The organism is Pontibacter sp. YIM B11418 (assembly GCF_059278805.1).
On the sequence record NZ_JCAEMH010000006.1, the window covers coordinates 229,495 to 250,584 of the forward strand.

14 protein-coding genes are annotated in these 21,090 nt (G+C 52.4%); 7 read left to right on the forward strand and 7 right to left on the reverse strand.

From position 1 onward, the window contains the following. The first annotated feature begins 116 nt into the window (after positions 1–116). Positions 117–1,211, forward strand: coding sequence for a T9SS type A sorting domain-containing protein (locus tag AC4QZR_RS16065; RefSeq protein ID WP_494481833.1), 1,095 nt, complete (start codon positions 117–119; stop codon positions 1,209–1,211). 116 nt (positions 1,212–1,327) lie between these two features. Next, the gene (locus AC4QZR_RS16070; RefSeq protein ID WP_494481834.1) at positions 1,328–2,323 is read left to right on the forward strand and encodes an alpha/beta fold hydrolase; all 996 of its coding nucleotides are present in this window, start codon (positions 1,328–1,330) and stop codon (positions 2,321–2,323) included. 62 nt (positions 2,324–2,385) lie between these two features. Here AC4QZR_RS16070 and AC4QZR_RS16075 read toward each other — a convergent pair whose 3' ends face one another. Then, positions 2,386–2,613, reverse strand: a complete 228-nt coding sequence (locus AC4QZR_RS16075; RefSeq protein WP_101443338.1) for a hypothetical protein — start codon at positions 2,611–2,613, stop codon at positions 2,386–2,388. A gap of 202 nt (positions 2,614–2,815) precedes the next feature. Between AC4QZR_RS16075 and AC4QZR_RS16080 the strand changes: the two genes are divergently transcribed. After that, positions 2,816–3,187: a hypothetical protein gene (locus AC4QZR_RS16080; protein WP_494481835.1), complete on the forward strand. Its 372-nt coding sequence runs from the start codon at positions 2,816–2,818 to the stop codon at positions 3,185–3,187. A 77-nt stretch (positions 3,188–3,264) separates the two neighbouring features. Here the strand turns inward: AC4QZR_RS16080 and AC4QZR_RS16085 are convergent, their stop codons facing one another. Then, positions 3,265–4,677 carry a DEAD/DEAH box helicase gene (locus AC4QZR_RS16085; protein WP_494481836.1) on the reverse strand — a complete coding sequence of 471 codons (1,413 nt, stop codon included), beginning with the start codon at positions 4,675–4,677 and terminating at the stop codon, positions 3,265–3,267. 301 nt (positions 4,678–4,978) lie between these two features. On the opposite strand from AC4QZR_RS16085, the gene AC4QZR_RS16090 reads away from it, so the two are divergent. Both AC4QZR_RS16090 and AC4QZR_RS16095 read left to right on the forward strand, forming a co-directional pair. Then, the gene (locus AC4QZR_RS16090; protein WP_494481837.1) at positions 4,979–5,557 is read left to right on the forward strand and encodes a helix-turn-helix domain-containing protein; all 579 of its coding nucleotides are present in this window, start codon (positions 4,979–4,981) and stop codon (positions 5,555–5,557) included. Between the two features lie 11 nt (positions 5,558–5,568). After that, positions 5,569–6,018, forward strand: a complete 450-nt coding sequence (locus AC4QZR_RS16095) for a DUF305 domain-containing protein (protein WP_253405412.1) — start codon at positions 5,569–5,571, stop codon at positions 6,016–6,018. Between the two features lie 86 nt (positions 6,019–6,104). On the opposite strand, the gene AC4QZR_RS16100 is transcribed toward AC4QZR_RS16095, so the two are convergent. Then, the gene (locus AC4QZR_RS16100) at positions 6,105–6,521 is read right to left on the reverse strand and encodes a response regulator (protein ID WP_494481838.1); all 417 of its coding nucleotides are present in this window, start codon (positions 6,519–6,521) and stop codon (positions 6,105–6,107) included. A 2-nt stretch (positions 6,522–6,523) separates the two neighbouring features. Then, positions 6,524–9,871: a PAS domain S-box protein gene (locus AC4QZR_RS16105; protein WP_494481839.1), complete on the reverse strand. Its 3,348-nt coding sequence runs from the start codon at positions 9,869–9,871 to the stop codon at positions 6,524–6,526. Between the two features lie 295 nt (positions 9,872–10,166). Between AC4QZR_RS16105 and AC4QZR_RS16110 the strand changes: the two genes are divergently transcribed. Both AC4QZR_RS16110 and AC4QZR_RS16115 read left to right on the forward strand, forming a co-directional pair. Then, positions 10,167–12,401: a heavy metal translocating P-type ATPase gene (locus tag AC4QZR_RS16110; protein ID WP_494481840.1), complete on the forward strand. Its 2,235-nt coding sequence runs from the start codon at positions 10,167–10,169 to the stop codon at positions 12,399–12,401. A gap of 37 nt (positions 12,402–12,438) precedes the next feature. Then, positions 12,439–12,648, forward strand: coding sequence for a heavy-metal-associated domain-containing protein (locus AC4QZR_RS16115; RefSeq protein ID WP_494481841.1), 210 nt, complete (start codon positions 12,439–12,441; stop codon positions 12,646–12,648). A gap of 67 nt (positions 12,649–12,715) precedes the next feature. Here AC4QZR_RS16115 and AC4QZR_RS16120 read toward each other — a convergent pair whose 3' ends face one another. From AC4QZR_RS16120 to AC4QZR_RS16130, 3 genes are all read right to left on the reverse strand, one after another. Continuing rightward, complete coding sequence (locus AC4QZR_RS16120) at positions 12,716–13,108, reverse strand: transmembrane 220 family protein (RefSeq protein WP_494481842.1); 393 nt, start codon at positions 13,106–13,108, stop codon at positions 12,716–12,718. A gap of 130 nt (positions 13,109–13,238) precedes the next feature. Beyond that, a complete protein-coding gene (locus AC4QZR_RS16125) occupies positions 13,239–14,255 on the reverse strand; it encodes a PorP/SprF family type IX secretion system membrane protein (RefSeq protein ID WP_253405427.1) in 1,017 nt (338 codons plus the stop codon). 6 nt (positions 14,256–14,261) lie between these two features. Then, entirely contained in the window at positions 14,262–20,798 is a 6,537-nt protein-coding gene (locus tag AC4QZR_RS16130) for a DUF8696 domain-containing protein (RefSeq protein ID WP_494481843.1), read from the reverse strand. Positions 20,799–21,090 lie beyond the last annotated feature (292 nt).

Genomic DNA, 21,090 nt, shown 5'->3' on the forward strand with positions numbered 1-21,090 from the left:
CTTGTCCATTACTTTAACTTTTCCTTAACAGACTTTAACCTGGCTTTAACGCTTAGGCCTCCCGTGGTAGCGTACATTTGTAGAAACGAATCGCTAACCATTTATACCTCATCACTATGAACCTCTTTATCAACCTGCAGACTTTACTCAGACTGGCCCCTGCCTTTCTGATGGGGTTATTGCCCCTGTATGCTGCACTGGCGCAGGAGTCGGGCCAGCAAAAGCACAAGACGCACATCAAAATGATCCGCACCGTGGATGGCAAAACGGAGGTCATCGACACCACTTTTACAGCCGAGACCAAAGAGGCCTTGATGAAAGCCATGAAAGCCGCGCGGCTGGATAGTGCGCACCTGCGCCTGCTGGACGGCAGAGTAAGGGCCTATACTTTGGGCAGAGAGGGAAACACAGCCCTCAAGGCAAGGATGAAGGCTATGGAGGGAGACAGCGCCATGTTGCGCGCGCTGAAAGAGGTGCGCGTGCTCACCTTGTCAGTTGACAGCCTAAGCAAAGATGTCATGAAGCGCTTCAAAGTGGTACAGGGCGACTCGCTGCTGATCGGTGATGGGCCACGGGTGTTTGTGCGCACCCTCATTGACTCTTCCATCGTCCATATCGGCGATGGTGGCAAGGCCATCACCACCAACCCGAGAGAGATGGAGCGTATCGTCGTAAGAGTGATGCCTAGCCAGGAGCGCATCGACTCGCTGATGAGACTGCAGGAGAATATGAACTTCAAAGTAATCGTGAAAGACGGCGAAAAGAAGGTATACCGCATCCACGAAGATGGCAGAGAGGAAGAAGTGCCACATACCGATTTCAGGTTCGATGATGGGAAAATGGGCCGGAGGATCTTCATCTCGCGCATGGCCAAAGTAGAGGACGTGACCAAGGCTGACAAAGAGCAGCTAAAAGCCACCGGCGCTCCCGTAGAAATGAAGTCGCGCGAGGCACTGAAAGTGGAAGAGATCATTTTCTCGCCAAACCCCAACAACGGGCGCTTCAACCTGAAATTTTCGCTTAAAAACAAAGGCACGACCGTCGTGCGGGTGATGGATGACAAAGGCCAGGAGGTGTTTGTGGATACTGTGGAAAAGTTAACCGGTGTGTATGAGCGTGAGATTGACCTGACGCCTTTTGGCCGGGGGCTCTACTTCCTGCAAGTAGCGCAGGGAGACCGCTACCATACCAAAAAGGTGCTGGTGCAATAGTATAGTTTAGCAATATGGTTCAGTAAAAAGCCCGGTGCCTGCAGCGCCGGGCTTTTTGTATGATAACTCTTGCAGCCTGCAACAAGTAAAAAGAGCAGAACCTATACCTGCACCTGATGAAGAAACCGCTATACACACTCATACTCCTTTTGCTTATTCACATACCGCTTGCGGCACAATCGCAGCAAACCTACAACGCCACGCTGAGCGACTATGCCTACCGTTACCCGGTGAACTACCTGGAGGTGGAGCAGGAGGGGCAGAAGTACAAAATGGCCTACATGGATGTGTCGCCGCCCACCAGCTTCAAAAATCCGCAAACCGTCGTGCTCCTGCACGGCAAAAACTTCCTGGGGGCTTACTGGCATCAGACCATCAACTTCCTGGCCGGTCAGGGTTATCGGGTCGTGGTGCCCGATCAACTGGGTTTCGGCAAGTCGGACAAGGCAGCAGTGCATTACAGCTTCCATCAACTGGCGCAGCACACCCGAAAGCTGCTGGACCACCTCAAGATAAACCAGGCTGTGGTGGTCGGGCACTCCATGGGCGGTATGCTGGCCACGCGCTTTGCCCTCATGTACCCGGAAACCACCGCCAAGCTAGTGCTTGAAAATCCGATCGGGCTGGAGGACTACCGCCGCATGGTGCCTTACAGGAATCTGGACGAGTTGTACCAGGAGGAGCTGAAACGCACGGAAACAGGAATCCGGGATTATCATAAGACCTACTATACCTCCTGGAAGCCGGCCTACGACGAATGGGTGCGTATACCTGCCGCCCAGTTGCGCAGCCCGGACTATCCGCAGGTAGCGCGCGTGGCGGCGTATACCTATGCCATGATCTATGAGCAGCCGGTGGTGTATGAGTTTAGTGACCTGCAGATGCCTGTGCTATTGGCCATTGGCCTGGAGGACCGCACGGTCGTGGGCAAGGCCTACATCAAAAGTGAGGAGGAGCGCAAAAAGTACGGGCAGTATCCGCTGTTGGGTCAGCAGACAGCGGGCGCTATACCTAACGCACGATTGCTGGAGCTAACCGGTGTGGGACACATCCCGCACATCGAAGCACCGGATCAGTTTCACAAAGCGCTGCTGGAGTTCCTGAAGCAATAGGCTATACCTGTTACAAGCCGATTAGGCATGTACAGGGTCCTGAAGCAGTAAGCTATACCTGCTTAATGATGGTGGTGATGATCGTGGTCGTCGGGTTTGCTGTTGAAATTGGCGATGGTGCCTGCCCCGAAGAAAACAAACCAACAGAGGTATAGCGCGTTAAAGTTCTCCACTGTCTTACCGATGAACAGCAGGATCACGTTTGCCAGAATGGTCATTACCAAACCGGTCATGGCCACAAACTGGTAGGAGTTCATCTCGCGCGGGTCGTAAATTTTGGATAGTTTCATAAGCTTTTCGCTTCCGGTTCTCTCTGTAACGCAATTGGGCCGCCATACGTGCCATCGGGTCACCTAATTTCGCTCAAAGATAATTGAAAGAAATGTGACATCTGTAATAGTGTTTGGTTGAAAAGTTATGTTAAGTAACGAGAGCTATACCTAACTGAACTCATGGGTGAGCGTATACACAGGTAAACAAAGCAATTGAATTATGGCAACCAGAGATGAAGATATACAAAACACGCCCAACAGGCCGAAGAATATAAACGAGAAACACCGCAAAGGCCAGACCATGGGCAACAAACCCGACCCCAGCGCTAAACGCAATGTGGGGTATGGGGGAGCACTGGAGCGCGGTGACCAGAAAGACAGCCTGGAAAACCTGCACATACAGGGAAACGAAACCACCGGCTATGGCGCCAACAACCCCAATAGCACAGAGGAGTTCGCGCAGGGACCCGGCTTTGAATACGAAGGCAGCGATACCGCCATGGACGACGACGTAAACGGCATTCGCAGTCGTGATCAACCTTTTGGGGCAGACGACACGGAACAGAATGACAGCGACCAAAGCCGGATTTAAGGTATAGCCTCTGACGGAAAGCAAAAAGCCCTGCCACTTTACGAAGTGGCAGGGCTTTTTTTAGGTACAGCTACATACTAAGCTCCACGCTTCACAGATGGTCTGCTTTGGCCGGTTCCCTTTTTGTCGCGCCAGTTTCTATTATTTCCGCCCGCCGAGCGGCCAGAAGTGCCAGCACTCGCTGTAGCACGGTTACCGCCTTCGTTTCCACCTGAACGGCTGTTGCCGTTACGGTTCCCGGATGGTCTGTTACTGCCAGCCGCTGCACGGCCGCCGTTGTTGGAGGCACCGCCGCGGGGCTCTCTGCCAGCCGGGCCTTTTGGCTTTTTGGCATTCTCCAAGTTCACTGACAGGTGCTCTGGCAAAGCGAACGGATGGTTGGCATCCACCTTGATTTGCTTTTTGATTAGCTTCTGGATATCGTGCAGATAATAGCGTTCTTCCTCATCGCAAAACGATAGGGCTATACCTGCGTTGCCGGCACGACCCGTACGCCCGATGCGGTGCACGTACGTTTCAGGCTCATTTGGAAGTTCATAGTTTATCACGTGCGACAGCTCCTCCACATCTATACCGCGGGCGGCGATGTCGGTGGCCACCAGCACGCGGGTGCTACCATCCTTGAAATTGCTCAAAGCACGCTGACGTGCATTCTGAGACTTGTTACCGTGGATGGCTTCCGCCTGTATGTTCGCCTTGTTCAGGTCTTTTGCCACGCGGTCGGCGCCATGCTTGGTTCTGGTGAACACCAGCACGCGTTCTATATCCTGATCAGAAAGCAGGTGACGGAGCAGGTCGCGTTTGTCGTTTTTCTCCACAAAGTATACCGCCTGGCCTACTTTCTCGGCCGTAGACGACACGGGGGTCACCTCCACCTTCACCGGATTGATCAGGATGGTATCGGCGAGCGCCTGAATAACAGGCGGCATCGTAGCGGAGAAGAAAAGTGACTGGCGCTGCTTAGGCAGCATCGGGATGATGCGCTTGATATCATGGATAAAGCCCATGTCCAGCATGCGGTCCGCTTCATCCAGCACGAAGAACTCTACGTGCTTCAGGGAGATAAAACCCTGTCCGATCAGGTCCAGCAGTCGTCCCGGCGTAGCGATCAGCACGTCTACACCGCGCTTTATAGTCTGTACCTGCGCATGCTGCGACACGCCACCGAATATAACGGTATGGCACACGCCTGTGTTCTTGCCGTAAGAGGCAAAGCTTTCGTTGATCTGTATAGCCAGCTCCCGTGTAGGAGTCAGGATAAGCGTTTTGATGGTGTTGGATGCTCTGTGCTTCTGGTTGTGCAGCATTTGCAGCACAGGTATGGCGAAAGCAGCTGTCTTGCCTGTGCCCGTCTGAGCGCAGCCAAGCACGTCCCTGCCAGCCAAAAGATGTGGAATAGCCTGTTCCTGTATTGGCGTAGGCTGCGTATAGCCCTCCGCCTGAAGCGCCTTCAGGATAGGATCTATTAAGTTTAATTCGCTAAATGTCATGTATGATTGATTATTGCAAGCTACAAAGGTAAGTCTATTATTCGGGCTTGCTCTTATTTTATTTATGCCCCCTCTGCACTGCCTTGCAGCAGGTATAGAAAAGGTTGAATAAAGGTACAACAGGAAGTGTATCGTAATAATTCAAAGCAGGTACCGCGGGGTGTGATGTTCAGTAAAAAGGCGCGGGAGCGTTTGGGTGAAATGTTTTGTTAGATTTGCAAAGGTATAGGCAGGTATGCACTCCGGATAAAATTATGTTCTGGTGCGCTGCCGCCTTCTACAGACCTCAAAATAAGCTAAAATGAAGCAACCACATACCTTGCACATCCGCAACATGGTGTGCCCCCGTTGCCTGAAAGTGGTGAACCAGGAACTTGATAAACTGGATCTGCAGCCATTGGCCATCCAACTGGGCGAAGTGAAGCTCGAGCAGGAGCCTACCACCGAACAACTGCAAAAACTGCGGGAATCTTTGCACGAGAATGGATTCGAATTGATAGAAGATAAGAAGGCAGAGCTCGTCGAGAAGATCAAGATCACCATCATCGAACTGATCCGCTCGGGAGAGGTGGAGCACCTGATTATCAACCTGTCGGATTACCTGGCGCAGGCACTCGGCCGCGACTACCATTACCTGAGCACGCTCTTTTCGGCTGAGGAGGGGCTCACGATAGCGCGCTACGTGGTGCTGCAGAAAGTGGAGCGGGTCAAGGAGCTGCTGGCCTACAACGAATTGAGCCTGAGCCAGATCAGTTTTCAGTTAGGGTACAGCAGCGTGGCGCACCTGTCGGCACAGTTCAAGCAGGTAACCGGGATGTCGCCATCCGAGTATAAGAAAGCAGCGGCCCCATCGCGGAAGCCGCTCGATAACGTTAACTGAAAAAGGTGCTTATGGAGAAGGGGAACTATGGAAAGTTTATGCTGATGTTAGGCCTTTCCTTTGTGGTGATGTATGCCGTCATGTTCAGCAACATAGCCGAAATAAGCCACTTTGACTTAAACCTTAACCGCCTGTACATGACCATCCTGATGGTAGCGCCCATGGCTTTGATCATGCTGCTGGTAATGCGGCCGATGTACAGGGATAAAAAGCTCAACACCATTATCACCGTCATGAGTATTATCGCAATCGTCGGCTCGTTTATTACGCTGCGTAACCAGTCCTTTGTCGGCGACAAAGCTTTCATCAACTCCATGATCCCACACCACTCATCGGCTATACTGGTAAGCGAAGAAGCCAGAATCCATGATCCGGAGCTGAAGAAACTGGCTGAGGAGATCATCCGGTCACAGAAAGAGGAGATAGCGGAGATGGAGAAGATACGCCAGCGCATAGACTAGGTAATCAAGGCCTCCAAAAACCAGGAGCGCATGCTTCGTCGGTACAGACGGGGCATGCGCTCCTGGTTTTTATGGGGAAGGAAAGATTATTCTACTCGCACCAAAAACTCTTCTCTGATGAAATCGAGGATCTCGGGAGAAAGCGGCTTTGAGAAGAACTCTTTTACCTCTTTGTGGCTGCGGGCGCACTGAATGTCTTTGCGGTCCACGGCCGAGGATAGCATAAACAGGCTGCACTTCTGAGTAGCATGTTCCGGTAGCTTGCGGTACTCCTCAATAAAATTCCAGCCGTCCATACCGGGCATGTTAATATCCAGGAAAATCAGATCGGGGAATTTATCTCCCGAGGGCTCAACCGAAGACTTCAGAAAGTCAAGCGCCTCTTCAGCTCCTTGAAAGCTGAAAACGTCTTCGGCAAAGTTCTCATTCCGGATGATGCTCTCGCAAACGAAGTTATTCACTTCATCATCATCGATTAAAACGACTCTTTTCAATGTATTCATTACTACAGGGTGTGTCTAAAATAAATATTAAAAGTAGTGCCCACGTTTACCTGGCTTTCTACTTCCACTTTGCCGCCAAGCAGCTCTGTCTGGGTTTTGACAAGGTGTAACCCCAAGCCCCGGCCTCCTCCATGGGAATGGAATCGCTTGTATAAACCAAAGATTTTTTCTTTTTCCTTACCCAGGTCGATCCCAAGTCCATTATCCGAGACGCTCAGACAAATATAGTTAGGAATAGTGAAAGTTTTAAGCCGCAGATGCAAATTTCTCTCAGGGGATCGGTATTTCAAAGCATTTATTATTAGATTATGCATAATACTGTGCACATAGCTACGAACACCTATCACAGTGGGGGCTTCTTCAAAATCCCGTTCCAGCCGGGTACGCTCCCCTAATAATTCTGTGGGCAGGCTGTCATATATTTCATTGAACGTATCTTCAAACCGGATCTTTTCCTGCACATTGTTTAACTCGCTCCGGATCGTGAGAAGGTCGTTCAGGTCGCGGATTGTCGTGTCGAGGAGTTTAGCAGATTTGAACAGGTTCTCGATCACCCGCGGGTTCATGGGCGAGTCGGGCTTGTGCTTATTGTAAATGGTGGTGAGGCCCAGTATGTTCGCAATAGGGGCCCTGAGGTTGTGCGACACAATGTAGGCGAACTGCTGCAGGCTCTGGTTCTGCCTTAGCAACTGATCGGTCAGCTCATCTCGTTTTTGCTGCGCCTCTTTGTAAGACGTCATATCAGAGCCAGCGCCATCGATACGGTGAACGATCCCGTTTTCATCTTTCCTGGGCGAAACGCGGAACATCAGCCATCGGCACTCCCCATCCTTTGTTATGATGCGCATTTCGTAGTGCTGTCGCTCCCCTCTTTTCAGGGCAGGCAGAATATGTTGTTTAAGGTATTCCTGATCTTCCGGGTGAATGATCTTGTACCAGAACTTAGTCTTGCCTGTAAACTCTTCTTCGGTGTAGCCAGTCAGTTCGCGGCACTGCGAACTGACGTAGAGCATCTTAAGTGTCGAGTCGGCGGAGAAGATCATTTCCGGAATGTTATCCAAAGTGGACTGCAGCAGGTTCTTCGTCTTCAATGCCTCCTGCTCAGTTCGTTTGCGGTCTGTGATATCCTGAACGGAACCATGGAACCGTACCAGCCTGCCCTGCGCATCATATTCCGGCTCGCCTATCTCATAGACCGTGCGCTTTTGTCCATCAGGCCGCACAATGGTGTGCTCTACCGATAGGATCTGCTTGTTGTTGGAAGCCGCTTCGATCGCCCCCAACAGGTGCGCATGTTCTTCTTCCGGCACAAAATGCATGATATTGGTTCGCGATGGAATAAAAGACATTCTGCTGACACCGTAAATGTCATACACGCTGTCAGACCAGATAATCTGATCGTGCTCCATGTCAAGCTCCCAGTTGCCAAGCTGCGCCAGTTTCTGTGCCCGGGCCAGTTGCTCTTCGTTGCGCTTGATGGTTTCCAGGGCCCGTTTGCGCTCCGAGATATTGAGCAAGCTCAGGGCAACTGCCAGCACGCGGTTATCAGACCCAAATACGGGACGAAGTGACACTTCATGCCAGTATTTGCCGTGTCCGTCTTCACACAGGATCGTTTCGCCATTCATGGCCCGTTTATGCTGCTCCCGAAATTTCGCTTCTTTTTCTTTGCTTACCAGATCCAGAAAGTTCATACCTGCTTTCAACTCAGTTATCAACGTGTTGCGTACGTCCTTCCTCGCCACAGCATTACACATCATCAGGCGCATCGACTTATCTAGCAGGTATATGGCTTGGGGGGAGCTGTCAAGCAGGGCTTTCAGGTTTGCCTCGCTAGCCATGAGTTTGTCCTGTGCTATGATTTGCTCTGTGATATCGATCAGAGTGCCGTTCCAAATTACGTGGCCGGCCTCTTTACAGGTAGGGAGCCCGTGGGTCTGTACCCACTTCCACCTGCCTTCCTGCGGCTGTCTGATCCGGAAGCTTACTACCAGCGGAGACAGATTTTGGTAAGAGTCGCTAATTGCCTGTAGTACCTGCGCTACATCGTCAGGCTCAATGTGTCGGTATAGCGCAGCGGTACTATTATAAACCTCTTCAGGGCTTATGTGGAAAAGATCCCGGATACCATCGCTGACGAAGGTGAAGGCGTAGTGGGACAGGCTCCTCATCTCCAGCTGAAATACGGCGCCCGGTATACTGGAGCTAATCTCGCGCAGCTGTTTTTCGCTGGTCTGCAGCTTGTCTATCATTTCCAGGCGCTCATCCACGTTCATGGCCACCACCAGGCGTGGCATACTCTCCCCAATGCGGGGCAGGGCATGCGAGATCACTTCTACCTCGAACGTACTGCCGTCGCTGCGTTTGTGGCGCACTCTGCTCTGTTGCGATTTTTGCTTGTCTATCTGGTCCAGCTGCTGTTTCAGAAGCGGCACGTCATCCTCCGGCCTGATATCAAATATGTTAAGTGCCAGGAAGCTTTCTCTGCTGTAGCCGTATTCGCGTAGGGCAGCCTCATTTACGTCCAGAAACTGCATGGTGAGCCGGTCATACACCCACATGGGCATCGGGTTCAGGTCAAAGAGCATCTTGTACTGTTTCTGACTGTCGAGCAGGGCTTTTTGCAGTTCCTGCCGTTTCTGAATTTCTGCATTGAGCAATTTGTTGTCATGCCGGAGCCGCTGGATGACGTTGCGGAGCAGGAGCGGGGCCGCTACGCTGATCAATACGATGAGTGCTAGAACAAGCTTGTGGCTGTCTATGAACGAAGAAATAGACCGGGATGCCCACTCGCCACTTTGGCGCGTGGCCTGGCGTATGCTCTCGCTTAGCTCTTTGAGGTGGTTCTGGTGCTGCTGATACTCCGGGGTGATCACCAATCGGTTATAGGCCAGCGCCTCTGCTATGTTCCCACTGCGGCTAAGCTGCAAAAGGTGCGCGATCAGGGTGTCATGCGCCGCAGTTTCATTTTCAAAACGGCCGAGTATGCGTTTGCGCCCGTCATTTACGATCATGGCCATTAACTGGCTGGTGATGGTGGCACTCTGCGCCTGGGTAGCCCGGATTTCCTGTTCGTACTCGGCTTTTTCGGCTTTGCTGTCAGTGGTGAGGTGTAAGAGCACTGCTTTGTGTACGGCATCATCATTAGTCTGCAGGTTATCGATCAGCTCGAGTTCCTGCAGTGCCAGCATAACATAAGCGTCGTGACTAAGCTGCACCTGGCGGGCCTGCCAGAAGGTATAGGAGGTAAGAACAAGCAGGATGGCCAATAGGCCCGCGAACGCAAACAGCACAAGATAAGTCGTGCGCGATGCTGCATGCAGATGCGTGGGCGGGTTTGTTTTCAGCATAGGTAAGGTAAAATGTACTGAATGACGCAGTACATATATTTGGGTAGCGAATTTGCACTGATTTTCATCAGTGTTTATCCCCGAACATAAACAATTGTTATATTAAAAACAAAAATAACGCACCCGATAAGTTTCATGCAGTTGATTCACAGTTCCAATTTATATGGCCCAAAAGGGATAGCTATTGATCAGGCTACCCAAAATATGTAAACCTTTCCGGGGAAACTGTAACACTTGGGGCATGGAACAGGCGTACCTTTGTTTAGTTAATTGGAAGATAAACCAGCAACGCAACATGGAAACGATAGAAAAAAAAGCCTATAAAAAAGATACTTTCCCGGTAGAGGGGATGACCTGCGCCTCCTGTGCGTCCAGCATCGAGAGCATGCTGCGCACAGTCGACGGCGTGCAGGAGGCCAACGTGAACTTCGCCGGCAAGACGGTGCAGGTAGCCTACGCTCCAACTCAGGTAAAGCCCGACCAGCTGCGCGACACTCTGCATGAGATTGGCTTCGAACTGTTGATCGGACAGCACACGGAGGAGGAGTTGGAGGAGCGGCAGGAGCAGGCCCTTGCTGTGCTCAAGACCAAAACCATCGCGGCGGCGGTACTAGCCTTCCCGGTATTTGTGCTGGGCATGTTCTTTCACAATACCTTCAGCTGGGGCAACTGGGCTATGCTGGCCTTTACTACCCCGATCCTGTTCTGGGCCGGCCGTCACTTTTTTGTGAACGCCTGGGGACAGGCCAAGTACCTGCGCGCTAACATGGATACCCTGGTAGCCTTGAGCACAGGTATAGCCTTCGCTTTCAGCTTGTTCAATACCGTATACCCAGCTTTCTTTCTGAGCCGTGGCCTGGAGCCGTACGTGTATTACGAAGCCGTGGCCGTGATCATTGCCTTTATCTTGCTGGGTAAATACCTGGAGGAAGGCGCCAAAAGCCGGAGCTCGGAAGCCATTAAAAAGCTGATGGGGCTCCAGCCCAAAACGGTACGAGTGCTGCGCGACGGCGTGGAAGCGGAGATCCGCATAGAAGAGGTTCGGATAGGGGATGCTGTGTTGCTGTTGCCCGGCGATCGGGTACCGGTGGACGGCGAAGTGCTGTCAGGCGGTTCTTATGTGGACGAGAGCATGCTGAGTGGAGAGCCGCTTCCGGTGCAGAAACAGGTAGGTGATATGCTGTTTGCCGGTACGATTAACCAAAAAGGCAGTTTGCAGCTCGTTGCCCGCAAAACCGGTGGGGAAACTATGCTTGCCCATATTATCAAAATGGTGCAGGAGGCGCAGGGCAGCAAGGCGCCTGTACAAAAGTTGGTGGACAAGATTGCAGGTATCTTCGTGCCCGTTGTGCTGCTGATCGCGGTCCTGACCTTTGTGGCGTGGATCGTGTTGGGTGGCGAAGCGTATTTGTCTCAGGCGCTGGTGTCTATGATCTCGGTACTGGTGATCGCCTGTCCTTGTGCGCTGGGTCTGGCGACGCCTACCGCCATTATGGTGGGTGTGGGCAAAGGTGCTGAAAACGGCATCCTGATCAAAGACGCGCAGAGCCTGGAGGATGCCTACAAAGCAAATGTTATCCTGCTTGACAAGACGGGCACCATCACACTGGGTAAACCCTCTGTAACCGATGTGGTGTGGGACGAGGGCGTAGAAGGCCAGGAGCATCTGGAGCAGCTTTTCTATTCGATCGAGGCGAAGTCAGAGCACCCGATTGCGCAGGCCATCTATACCTATTACAAAGAGCAAGGTATAGCCACCCTGGAGCCAGATTACTTTAACAGCGTCACAGGTATGGGAGTGGAAGCGGCCTTTGGAGGAGAGAAATTCTTTGCCGGTAACAAGAAGCTGCTGCACCAGGAAGGTATCAGCATTGTAAGCCAGCTGGAAGATGCTGCCCGACAGCTGCAGGAAAACGCCAAAACGGCCGTATACTTTGCCAACGGGCAAAAAGCGCTGGGTGTGTTCGCGGTGAGTGACCCGATTAAGCCTGCCGCCGCTGAAGGTATAGCCCGCCTGCACGAAGCAGGTCTGGAGGTATACATGCTCACCGGAGACAATGCACAAACTGCAGCCGCCGTATCCCGACAGGTAGGAATAACTCATTACGAAGCCGAATTACTGCCAGGTGACAAGGCCGACTTTGTGAAAAAGCTGCAGGAGCAGGGCAAAGTTGTGGCCATGGTGGGAGATGGTATAAACGATGCGCAGGCTTTGGCCACGGCTGACGTCAGCATTGCAATGGGCCATGGTACTGATGTGGCGATGGATGTAGCCGGCATCACGCTGATGCGCTCTGACCTGATGCAGGTAGCGGCGGCCATTAATCTTTCACGGGCAACGGTGCGCACGATTCGCCAGAACCTGTTTTGGGCCTTTATTTACAACGTGATCTGTATACCTGTGGCTGCCGGTTTACTGTTCCCGTTCACGGGTTTTCTGCTCAACCCGATGGTGGCGGGCGCAGCCATGGCCCTCAGTTCAGTTTCAGTGGTAAGCAACAGTCTGCGTCTGCGCGGAAAGAAATTATAAAGAGTTATTTTTAATCAGTTTATAAATTATGTTAAATATGAAGACCTATAAATTTAAGACGACCATTAATTGCGGAAGCTGTATAAAAGCTGTTACACCTCATCTGAACAAGCTGGAAGGGGTGCAGGATTGGAAAGTGGATACTGACAATCCGGACAAAATTCTGGAAGTGAGCACCGACAGCCTGGATGCGCAAACGATTAAGAGCACAGTAGAAAAAGCCGGTTTCAAGGCAGAGCAGGTATAAGTATAGGAAAGAAGTGGCCTATAGAGTAAGGTCTGCTTTTATATAAAAGAATGGGCAGGCTGAGCAATCAGTTTGCCCATTTTCCTTGCCGGTATATTAGTTTTCTGGGATGGAGCCGTGCTCTGCTTCTGCTAAACAAGGCAAAGGTCAGCATTGTGATACTGTTGATGGCCAGACCCAAAAACTCACGCGCTTCCTCAATATTTTTGATATCGCCCCCGCCAATTGTTATCCCTTCCCATTTAGCAGGCCAGAAGAACACAGCCCCTATCGCATAAGCAACAAAAGCTATTAAGAGTATATTCTGGTTTATCCTGTTGAAAGCCACCAGGAAACTAAAAATGGCTGCCACCAGATAAATGGCTATCCAAACTACAGCGTCAGGGTCATTGTATTGCATAGCAGCGAAAACAATGAAAACAATACCCATAAAAGTCGAGAGGATCTGTTTGATAGCCATAATTGACAGGGATGATTACATAACTATACTGTAATAATATGTAAAAGTTTTGTGTTTTACTAGTGCTTATAAAAGTAAACGAGCAGCCATTGGCTGCTCGTCAAAATCTCTTAAACCTATACTGATTAGCTTACCAGGCCCATTGTGGACAGATAATTTTGGCGGTGTTGCGCAGTTTTAAGCCCAGCACCACTTCATGGCTGCCCGAGTTGGTGCTGCCCAATGGCGAAACGCTGGCATCGTAAGAATAGCTCAGGTCCATCAGGTAACTGATGTTAACCCCAGCCATCACGGCTACGGACTCGTTGTGACGGTAGGAGGCCGCCGCCCAGATGCGGTCGCTGTACATGGCCTTGAGTGTAGCATCCACCGACACCGGGCTTGGCTGTGCCATTTTCACCATCACTGAAGGTATAAGTGCCAGGTCAGGCGACACGTCCAGCCTGTAACCGCCGGTCAGGAAGTAGTGCTTCTGCAGTCGGCCGCTGTTGTCAGTAGCATTTCCAGTTGTCAGGTGTTCGCGCTTGCTGGGCACAAGCTGCGCACCGGCTATACCTACATAATAATTATAAGAGTACAGCCAAAGACCCAAGTTCAGGTCAAACTTCATCTCGTTGATGCGCCCGTCGTTGATGGCTTTGTCATTCGGATTGATGACGCGCACGGCCGAGGGGTCCAGGTTGTACTGTATCAGGCCCGGAGCCACACCGGCAGCCACACGCAAAGTGCGGGAAAGCGGCTGGTGGTAAGCGTAGCTCACGTTAAAACTGCTGCGCTTGAGTGGACCCGTGGCCGTCGTCATGGCCATGGCGCCCAGACCGTGGTGCGGCCTGATGCGACGGTAAGAAGTTGGCTTTTTGGTGGTGGCCTCTTTGGCGGGCGAGCTGTTACGTTGCGCCGCTGTTATGGGAGTCGGCTCTTTCATCAGTGGCGCATGAATCGTGGCATAGTAAGACACGGGAGCGCCTTCCAGACCGGACCACTGTTGCCGGGTGCCGATTTTCACGTCGGCGTAATCCTCTATACCTGCAATGGCTGGATTGAGCAGATAGTTATTGAGCGTATACTGGGAGTACTGCGGCTTTTGCTGCGCCATGGCCTGGGTAGCCAGCAGAAGCACAAATCCTAAAGCTAAAAGTTTATTCATAAACGATTATTTAACAATTGTCACACTTCCTGAAAGCGGTTTTTCCTGGTTGCCAAGCTGAATGAGGTAATAGTAAGTGGCGATTGGGAGCTCTTTGCCGTTCTGGCGTCCGTCCCATGGCAGTTTATAGCCCTCTGAGCTGAACACGGTATTGCCCCACTGGTTGAACACCTGCACCTTACAGTTCGGGTATTGCTCAATGTTGAGGATCTCCCACACATCGTTTACACCGTCCTGGTTGGGCGTAAAGGTGTTCGGCACGTACACCAGCTGCTGCACCGTAATCGTCACCTCGTCCGTAGACACACAGCCTGCTTCGTTGGTCACGGTCACGGTATAGGTCGTGGTTTTCTCCGGTTTGGCGTATGGGTTGGCAATGTTCGGGTTACTTAGGCCCTCAGCAGGCGACCAGGTATAGGTTGCGCCGCCCGTTGCTTCCAACTGCACGGTTCTGCCCAGCATCAGGGTCTGGTCTATACCTGCATGGGCGCTCGTAGCAGGCACTGTTACCGTTACCGGACGACGCTCGCTAGCGCAGGACGAAGCCACTTCCTGTACATAGTAGGTGGTGCTGCTCGTTAGCACAGGAGTTGTGAAGCTGGATCCCACCTGAATCGGTTTGCCGCCTTGTGCTTCTGTGTACCACTCCAGTCTGCCGCCCTTGCCTGAAGCGGTCAGCGTGGTTTTGGTACTGTGGCAGATGGTCTGGCTACTCGCCACCGGCATGTCTGGCAGTGGCGTCACGGTTACTTTTATGGCCTCGCTCACCAGGCGCTCGCACGACTCCGATGTCACGATTCTTCTGAACCAGGTGGTCTGGGTAAGTCCTGCCGATTGGAAATCTTTGCCATCGTTGTTTCCAACTGCTGTTGTAAAGCCATTGTCCGGACCGCTGGTGCTGCTTTCCCAGCTATAGGTATAGTTGCCGCTGCCACCGGTTGGCAGGGTACCAACTAACACAGATGGTGCCGTGCTAAAGCAAACAGTCTGACTGGTGCTGATGCGGTTGTTGGCCATTGGCGGTCGCACGTTGATGAACACGGCCGCGCTGGTGTCTGGCTTAGGGCCGGAAAGCACCACCCGGCGGAACCAGGTAGACTGCGTGAGCGCTGCCGGGCTGTAATCTTTGCCGGTGCTCTGGCCCGTAGCCGTCATAAAGCCAGTTTTAGCGCCTTTCGTGCTGGCCAGCCACAGGTATAGGAACTGTCCGTCGCCGCCTACAGGCACTGAGCCGTTAAGCATTGCCGGTTTGTTGCCCGCACATATCACCTGATCACTATAGATGTTGTTGTTTGTCACGCCTTTGTGCACTTCGATCAGTACCGGGTCGGATGTCGTCTCACAACCACCCGAGAACACACGGCGGCGGAACCAGGTTGACTCATGCAGCGCCTCCGGGGTATAATGACGGCCGTTATTTATACCTGCTGCCGGCTGAAAGCCACCCTGCTGGCTGTAGCTGCTTTCCCACAGATAGGTATAGCTGCCCGCACCAGCGCCGCCGCTCGGGTTGGTCCCCGAAAGCGGAGCCGGTGTCTGGCCACGGAAAATGCTTTGGTTCAGACCGATGGTGTTATTGCTGATGACAGGCGATACCGTAATAGTCACCACATTCGATACCTGCTGGCACGGACCGGACTCCACCACACGGCGGAAGGAGGTCGTCGTGGTCAGGATGCCCACCGTCAGGTCGGCAGATGCGCTGTTGTTTACTTTGCGGAATACACCGTCATTGCCTGCTGCTTCCCAGTAATAGGTATAGCTGCCGGTGCCTCCTGTCGGCTGTGAGCCTGTGAGTTTTGCAGGAGCAGTGCCCGTACAAATCACTTGGTCCGCAGAGATCGTGTTGTTCACAATTACTGCAATCACCAGAATCCGCACTTCTGCTGAAGTATTGAAACACTCACCAGCCACCACTTTGCGACGGAACCAGGTGGTTTCTGATAACTGGCTCGGCTGGTAGTTCATGCCGGTGTTGTTGCCTGCTGCTGGAGCAAATTCAGTACCCTCAGTGCGGCTTTCCCACAGGTATACCGGCTGCTCATTGCCGCCAGTTGGTCGGGTAGCTTTCAACTCGTCTAGCGTATCCCCCGCACATATCGCATGCGATTGTGTGGTGATGGTATTATTGGCAATAATCGGCTGCACCACGATCTCCATAACCGGGCTAACCGATTGCTGGCAAGGAGCAGAATACACCACTCTTCTGTACCACATGCGCTCGGTCAGTGGAGCAGTGGCCTGGTAGTCCGGTTGGTTGTTAGTACCTGCAGCGGCGGTAAAGTGCTGACCATCGCGGCTGCTCTCCCACAGATAGGTGTAGCTGCCATTGCCGCCGGCTGGCGCTGCGCCTTTTATTTGTGGCAGCACATCACCTGCGCAGATGGTGCTCTTCTCGACTGCAATCGTGTTGTTGCTGATGGCTGGCAGCACGTCTACTTTTACGGCAGGGCTGGTGTGCGCCTCACACGGACCAGACAGTACCACTCTTCTGAACCAGGTTGTTTTCTCCAGCGCTTCCGGCTGGTAAGTAGCGGCAGTGGCACCCGCTACTGGGCTGAAGCCTGTTTCTGGGCCCTGCTCGCTGCGCTCCCAACGGTAGGTATAACTGCCGTTGCCGCCAGTAGGTGGCGTACCTGTCAGCACCTCTGGACGCTGGCCGGCACAAATTGGGGCACTCGGGGCTGTCAGACTGTTGCTGTCGATGCGCTTGTTGACCGTTACGGTTACAGGGCGGCGCTCGCTGCTGCCGCAACCATTCACGTTCACAGCTTCTACAAAGAAAGTTGTCGTTTCGTGCAATGTTGCTGTCTCAAAGCTGTAGCCTTCATATAGGTGATCCTGAGCAGAAGCATTGGCATACCATCGGAACGTGTTAGTAGTTTGGCTGTTCACGGTCAGGGTAGCCGAGCTGCCTTCGCAGACTGTAACAGGAGCTACTTCTGGTGCTGCTGGCAAGCCTACCACCGTTACCTCGATCACATCTGAGTTGCTGATACACTCACCTGACACCACTTCACGCATGTACCAGGTGGTTTGAGTAAGGGCAGTAGGGCTGGTGTAGTTTTGATCAGTAAATTGACCAGGAGCTGGGTTGAAAGTCGCATTTGGACCAGCTGTGCTGTATAGCCAGCGATAGGTATAGCTGCCGTTTCCGCCGGTTGGTTGTTGGCCTGTGAGCGTGGCGGCGGCGGTGCCTTCGCAAATAACCGGCTGTCCGGCGATCTGGATGGAATTACCTGTAATAGCAGGCTGCACCAGTATCTGGACTTCGCTGCTGACGTTTTCGCCGCAAGGTCCGCCTGACACCACACGACGGTAGAACATGGTTTTGTCCTTGATCTGCGGCGTATAATTCAGACCGGTGTTAGTGCCAAGAGCAGGCTCAAAGCTGCCGTTCTCGCTGCGCATCTCCCAACGGTAGATCTTTTGGTCAGTGCCTCCCTGCGGCATGCTGCCGATGATAACAGATGGCGTGCTGCCACTGCAGATCGTGTTCTGCTGCACCGATACAAAGTTCATCGTGATCGGCTTCACTACCGTCACTTTCACGGCTTCGCTAATATGTTCCTGGCAAGTGCCGGAAGTCACTTTGCGACGGAACCAAGTGGTTTCATTCAACACACTCGGATGGTAGTGCTGCTCCCGGTTATTGCCGTTTGCTGCTCTAAAGCTGCCGCTGGTGCCAGTCGTACTGTATTCCCAGGTATAGGTATAGCTGCCCGTGCCGCCAATTGGTTCACTGCCAACCAGGGCAGGTGCCTCAGCGCCTTCGCAAATAGGAGCAATGGCGGTGATTGTATTTTGATCGATGACAGGTGTTACAGTGACAGCAATAGGAGCAGAGGTATGGGAGCAACCTGCTGACATTACCGTTCTTCGGAACCAGGTGGTGCGGTTAAGCGTGCCCGGCTGAAAAGTAGCGCCCGTAGCGCCAGTTAATACTTCAAATCCCTCGTCAGCGCCTGTCACGCTGGCTTCCCAGGTATAGGTATAGCTGCCGTTTCCGCCGATAGGAGCGGAGCCTGTGAGCAGAGCAGGAGACTGGCCTGCGCAGATCACCGCTACTTCATTCAGCATGTTGCGGTCAAGGGCCGGTAAAATAGTAACAACTGCGGCTACCACCGGACTGTAGCAGCCATTCGTAACACCACGCACATAAAAAGTGCTGATGCCTTCCGGCAAGTTATTAGCAGTGAAGCTTCTGCCAGTTTCCAAAGCTTGAGTAGCTGCTGCATCAGCAAACCATTCGTAGGTGCCGGCATTGCCTTCTGCGATCAGGGTGGCACTGCTGCCTGACCTGCAGAGGGTAACAGGAGCTATTACAGGAGCTGGAGTGGCTGGGTATGCTTCTACTTTGAATGGCGTGCGCACACTCGAGCAACCGCCTTCTACTGTGGTTTGGGCGTAAAATGTTGTAGTCTGATCAAGTGTTGAAGTCTGAAAACTGCTGCCTTCGTACAGCAACTGACCGCCGGTTGGCTGGTCGTACCACTGAACAGTGCCTTCAGCCTGCAGTACCTGTAGCAATGCGGTGCTGCCCGGACAAAGTGTCGCCACCGGCTGCACGGTTGGAGCAACTGGTAAGTCATTCACCGTGATCGTGATAGACTCGGAAACTTCGCACACACCAGCACGATAGGTATAGGTTAAGGTATAGGTGCCAACAGCAGCCGGGTTAAACTGTCCATCAGCTGATACATACTCAGAACCGCTCCAGGTGCCGCTTTCGTGCGAGGCCTGCAACGGCATGATGCCGCTGTTCAGACAGACCACTTCTTTTGGAGCGCTCAGCTCAAGCACAGGTATAGCATCGATGGTGATTTGCTGTGTGGCTTCTTCTGAGTCGCCGCATTCGTTGGTTGCGATCACTTTCACGCTGTAAGTACCCGGCTCAGCAAAACGGATGACCGGATAAGCAACGCCTGCATGGGTTCCTTCCTCAAAACTCACATTGGCAGGTCCGCTTACTTCCCATCGGTAGGCGCTGATCGTGCCCGACTGAGCGTCATACACCGGTCTGTGGGCAGGGTTAGCCTCTGAAAAAGCAATGGTTTGTGGTCCACAGTAGGTCTGCGCTGCTGGAAGCGTGGCAATCGGTTTATGAATGACGATGATCTCGGTTTCCTGCTTGCTCACGGCAGAACAGAAACTGCTGGCCAGCAGGGAAACGGTATAGGAGCCTGATTTGTCGAAGCTGAATACTGGATTCTCGGAGTTTGCATCGGTGCCCTCGGCAAAGCTCCAGCCTTCAGCAGCCGAAACCGCCCAGGTATACTTCAGATCTGCGCCAGTGGAGTTGTTTTGGGCTCTATAAATAGCAGGAGCGCACACGCCGCCGTCCGGGGTTAGGTCGAAAGCTGCTTTCGGAACGTCGTTTACCACGATCATCTGCTCCATTACCGTTGGTAAGCAGGTCGAGTTCGGGTCAAGCGGGTAGGCGGTCAGGCGCACCAGGTACTCGCCCAGTTCGTTGAAAACCACATTCGGAGAAAGTGTTGTGCCATTACCGGAAGAGAATCTCCAGCCAGTTTCCGGGAAGATCTCCCATTGCACACGGTAGCGGTCGTTTCTGGCGGAGGCGTCGTAGCCGTTTTTGGTCTTGTCCTGGAAGCGAACCGGCTCGTTCAAACACACATTGCCGATGGCAAAATCAGCTATTGGGCCTTTGGAGATACGAATGCCGGTAAACGTGGCAATCGATACGTTACACTGGTTAGTAGCGGTGCCTTTCAGGGTAAAACCGTTAGGCTTGTCTTTGGAAGACTCCAGGAATTCGTGGCGCAGGATGCGGTCGGCGGGTAGCTCATTGTGCTTGAAAACATAGGCTGGCGTGCCGTCGTCGAACTGGAAGGTATAGACGGTGTGCGGTGAGTTGCCTTCCACACCCGTGATCCGGAAGCCATAGGATACCGGGGCACAGTCGATGTTGTTGCCATCGCTGGTGATGCCCAGGCCGGGGTTGCTGCCGATAAACAGTTTTTCCGTGAATGTGCCTTCGCAGCCGCCAGCGTCGGTGGCGGTTACAGTGATGGTGTACAGGCCGGCGGCCGTATAAGTATGGCTGGTTCGCTCAAAATCAGCACCGAAGGTATTGCTTTTGCCGTCGCCCCAGCTAATGGTATAGCCCGTGTTAGTGGCTGCCGTTTTAGAAGCATTCTCGACTTCCAGCTTAAAGGAATTAGCGCTACCGGTATAGCTGCAATAGGTAAAGTCATACAGCGGGTCTTTGATAGTGGCATCGGGTCTTTCACTGATCTGGACAGGTGCCGAGGTTGCTGTACAGCCATCCTCAGAGGTGGTAGTCACCGTGTAAGTGTCTGCTGTTGTGACGGTAATGCTACGGGTGGTTGCGCCGTTCGACCAATTGTAACTAGCTGCCTGTGTGGCAGTAAGGGTTGTTTCGCCCTCAGCGCACAGCGAAGGGGAGCCCGAAATAGTTATAATAGGAGTGCAACTTTGCGCTAAGGTTTTTGCACCAAAACAAAGCACAGAAAGCAGGGTGAGCACGACAAACGCGAGGCTCTTTTGTACCAGTTGCATAGAGGGTTCTGTATAAGTTTGCTATAGATGAATGCTTTTATATGAAAATGGCTATGGCCGGAAAATTCAATTCAGTTTCAGGGGATATCTTTATAGAAAAGGAGCACTACTGGCTTTTTCTTATGTCACTCAGATAGTTATCAGGGTATCATAAAAATGAATTTCGAAGCCTGAAAACTTTTATCACCTTTTGCCGAACATTTTTATGGTCTGTCCGTATTGTGCAAAATGTTTTTTGGAGTTACTTGGTTCAAAAAATAGTAAATTTTTTATGAACTGGTTTTTTAGGCTT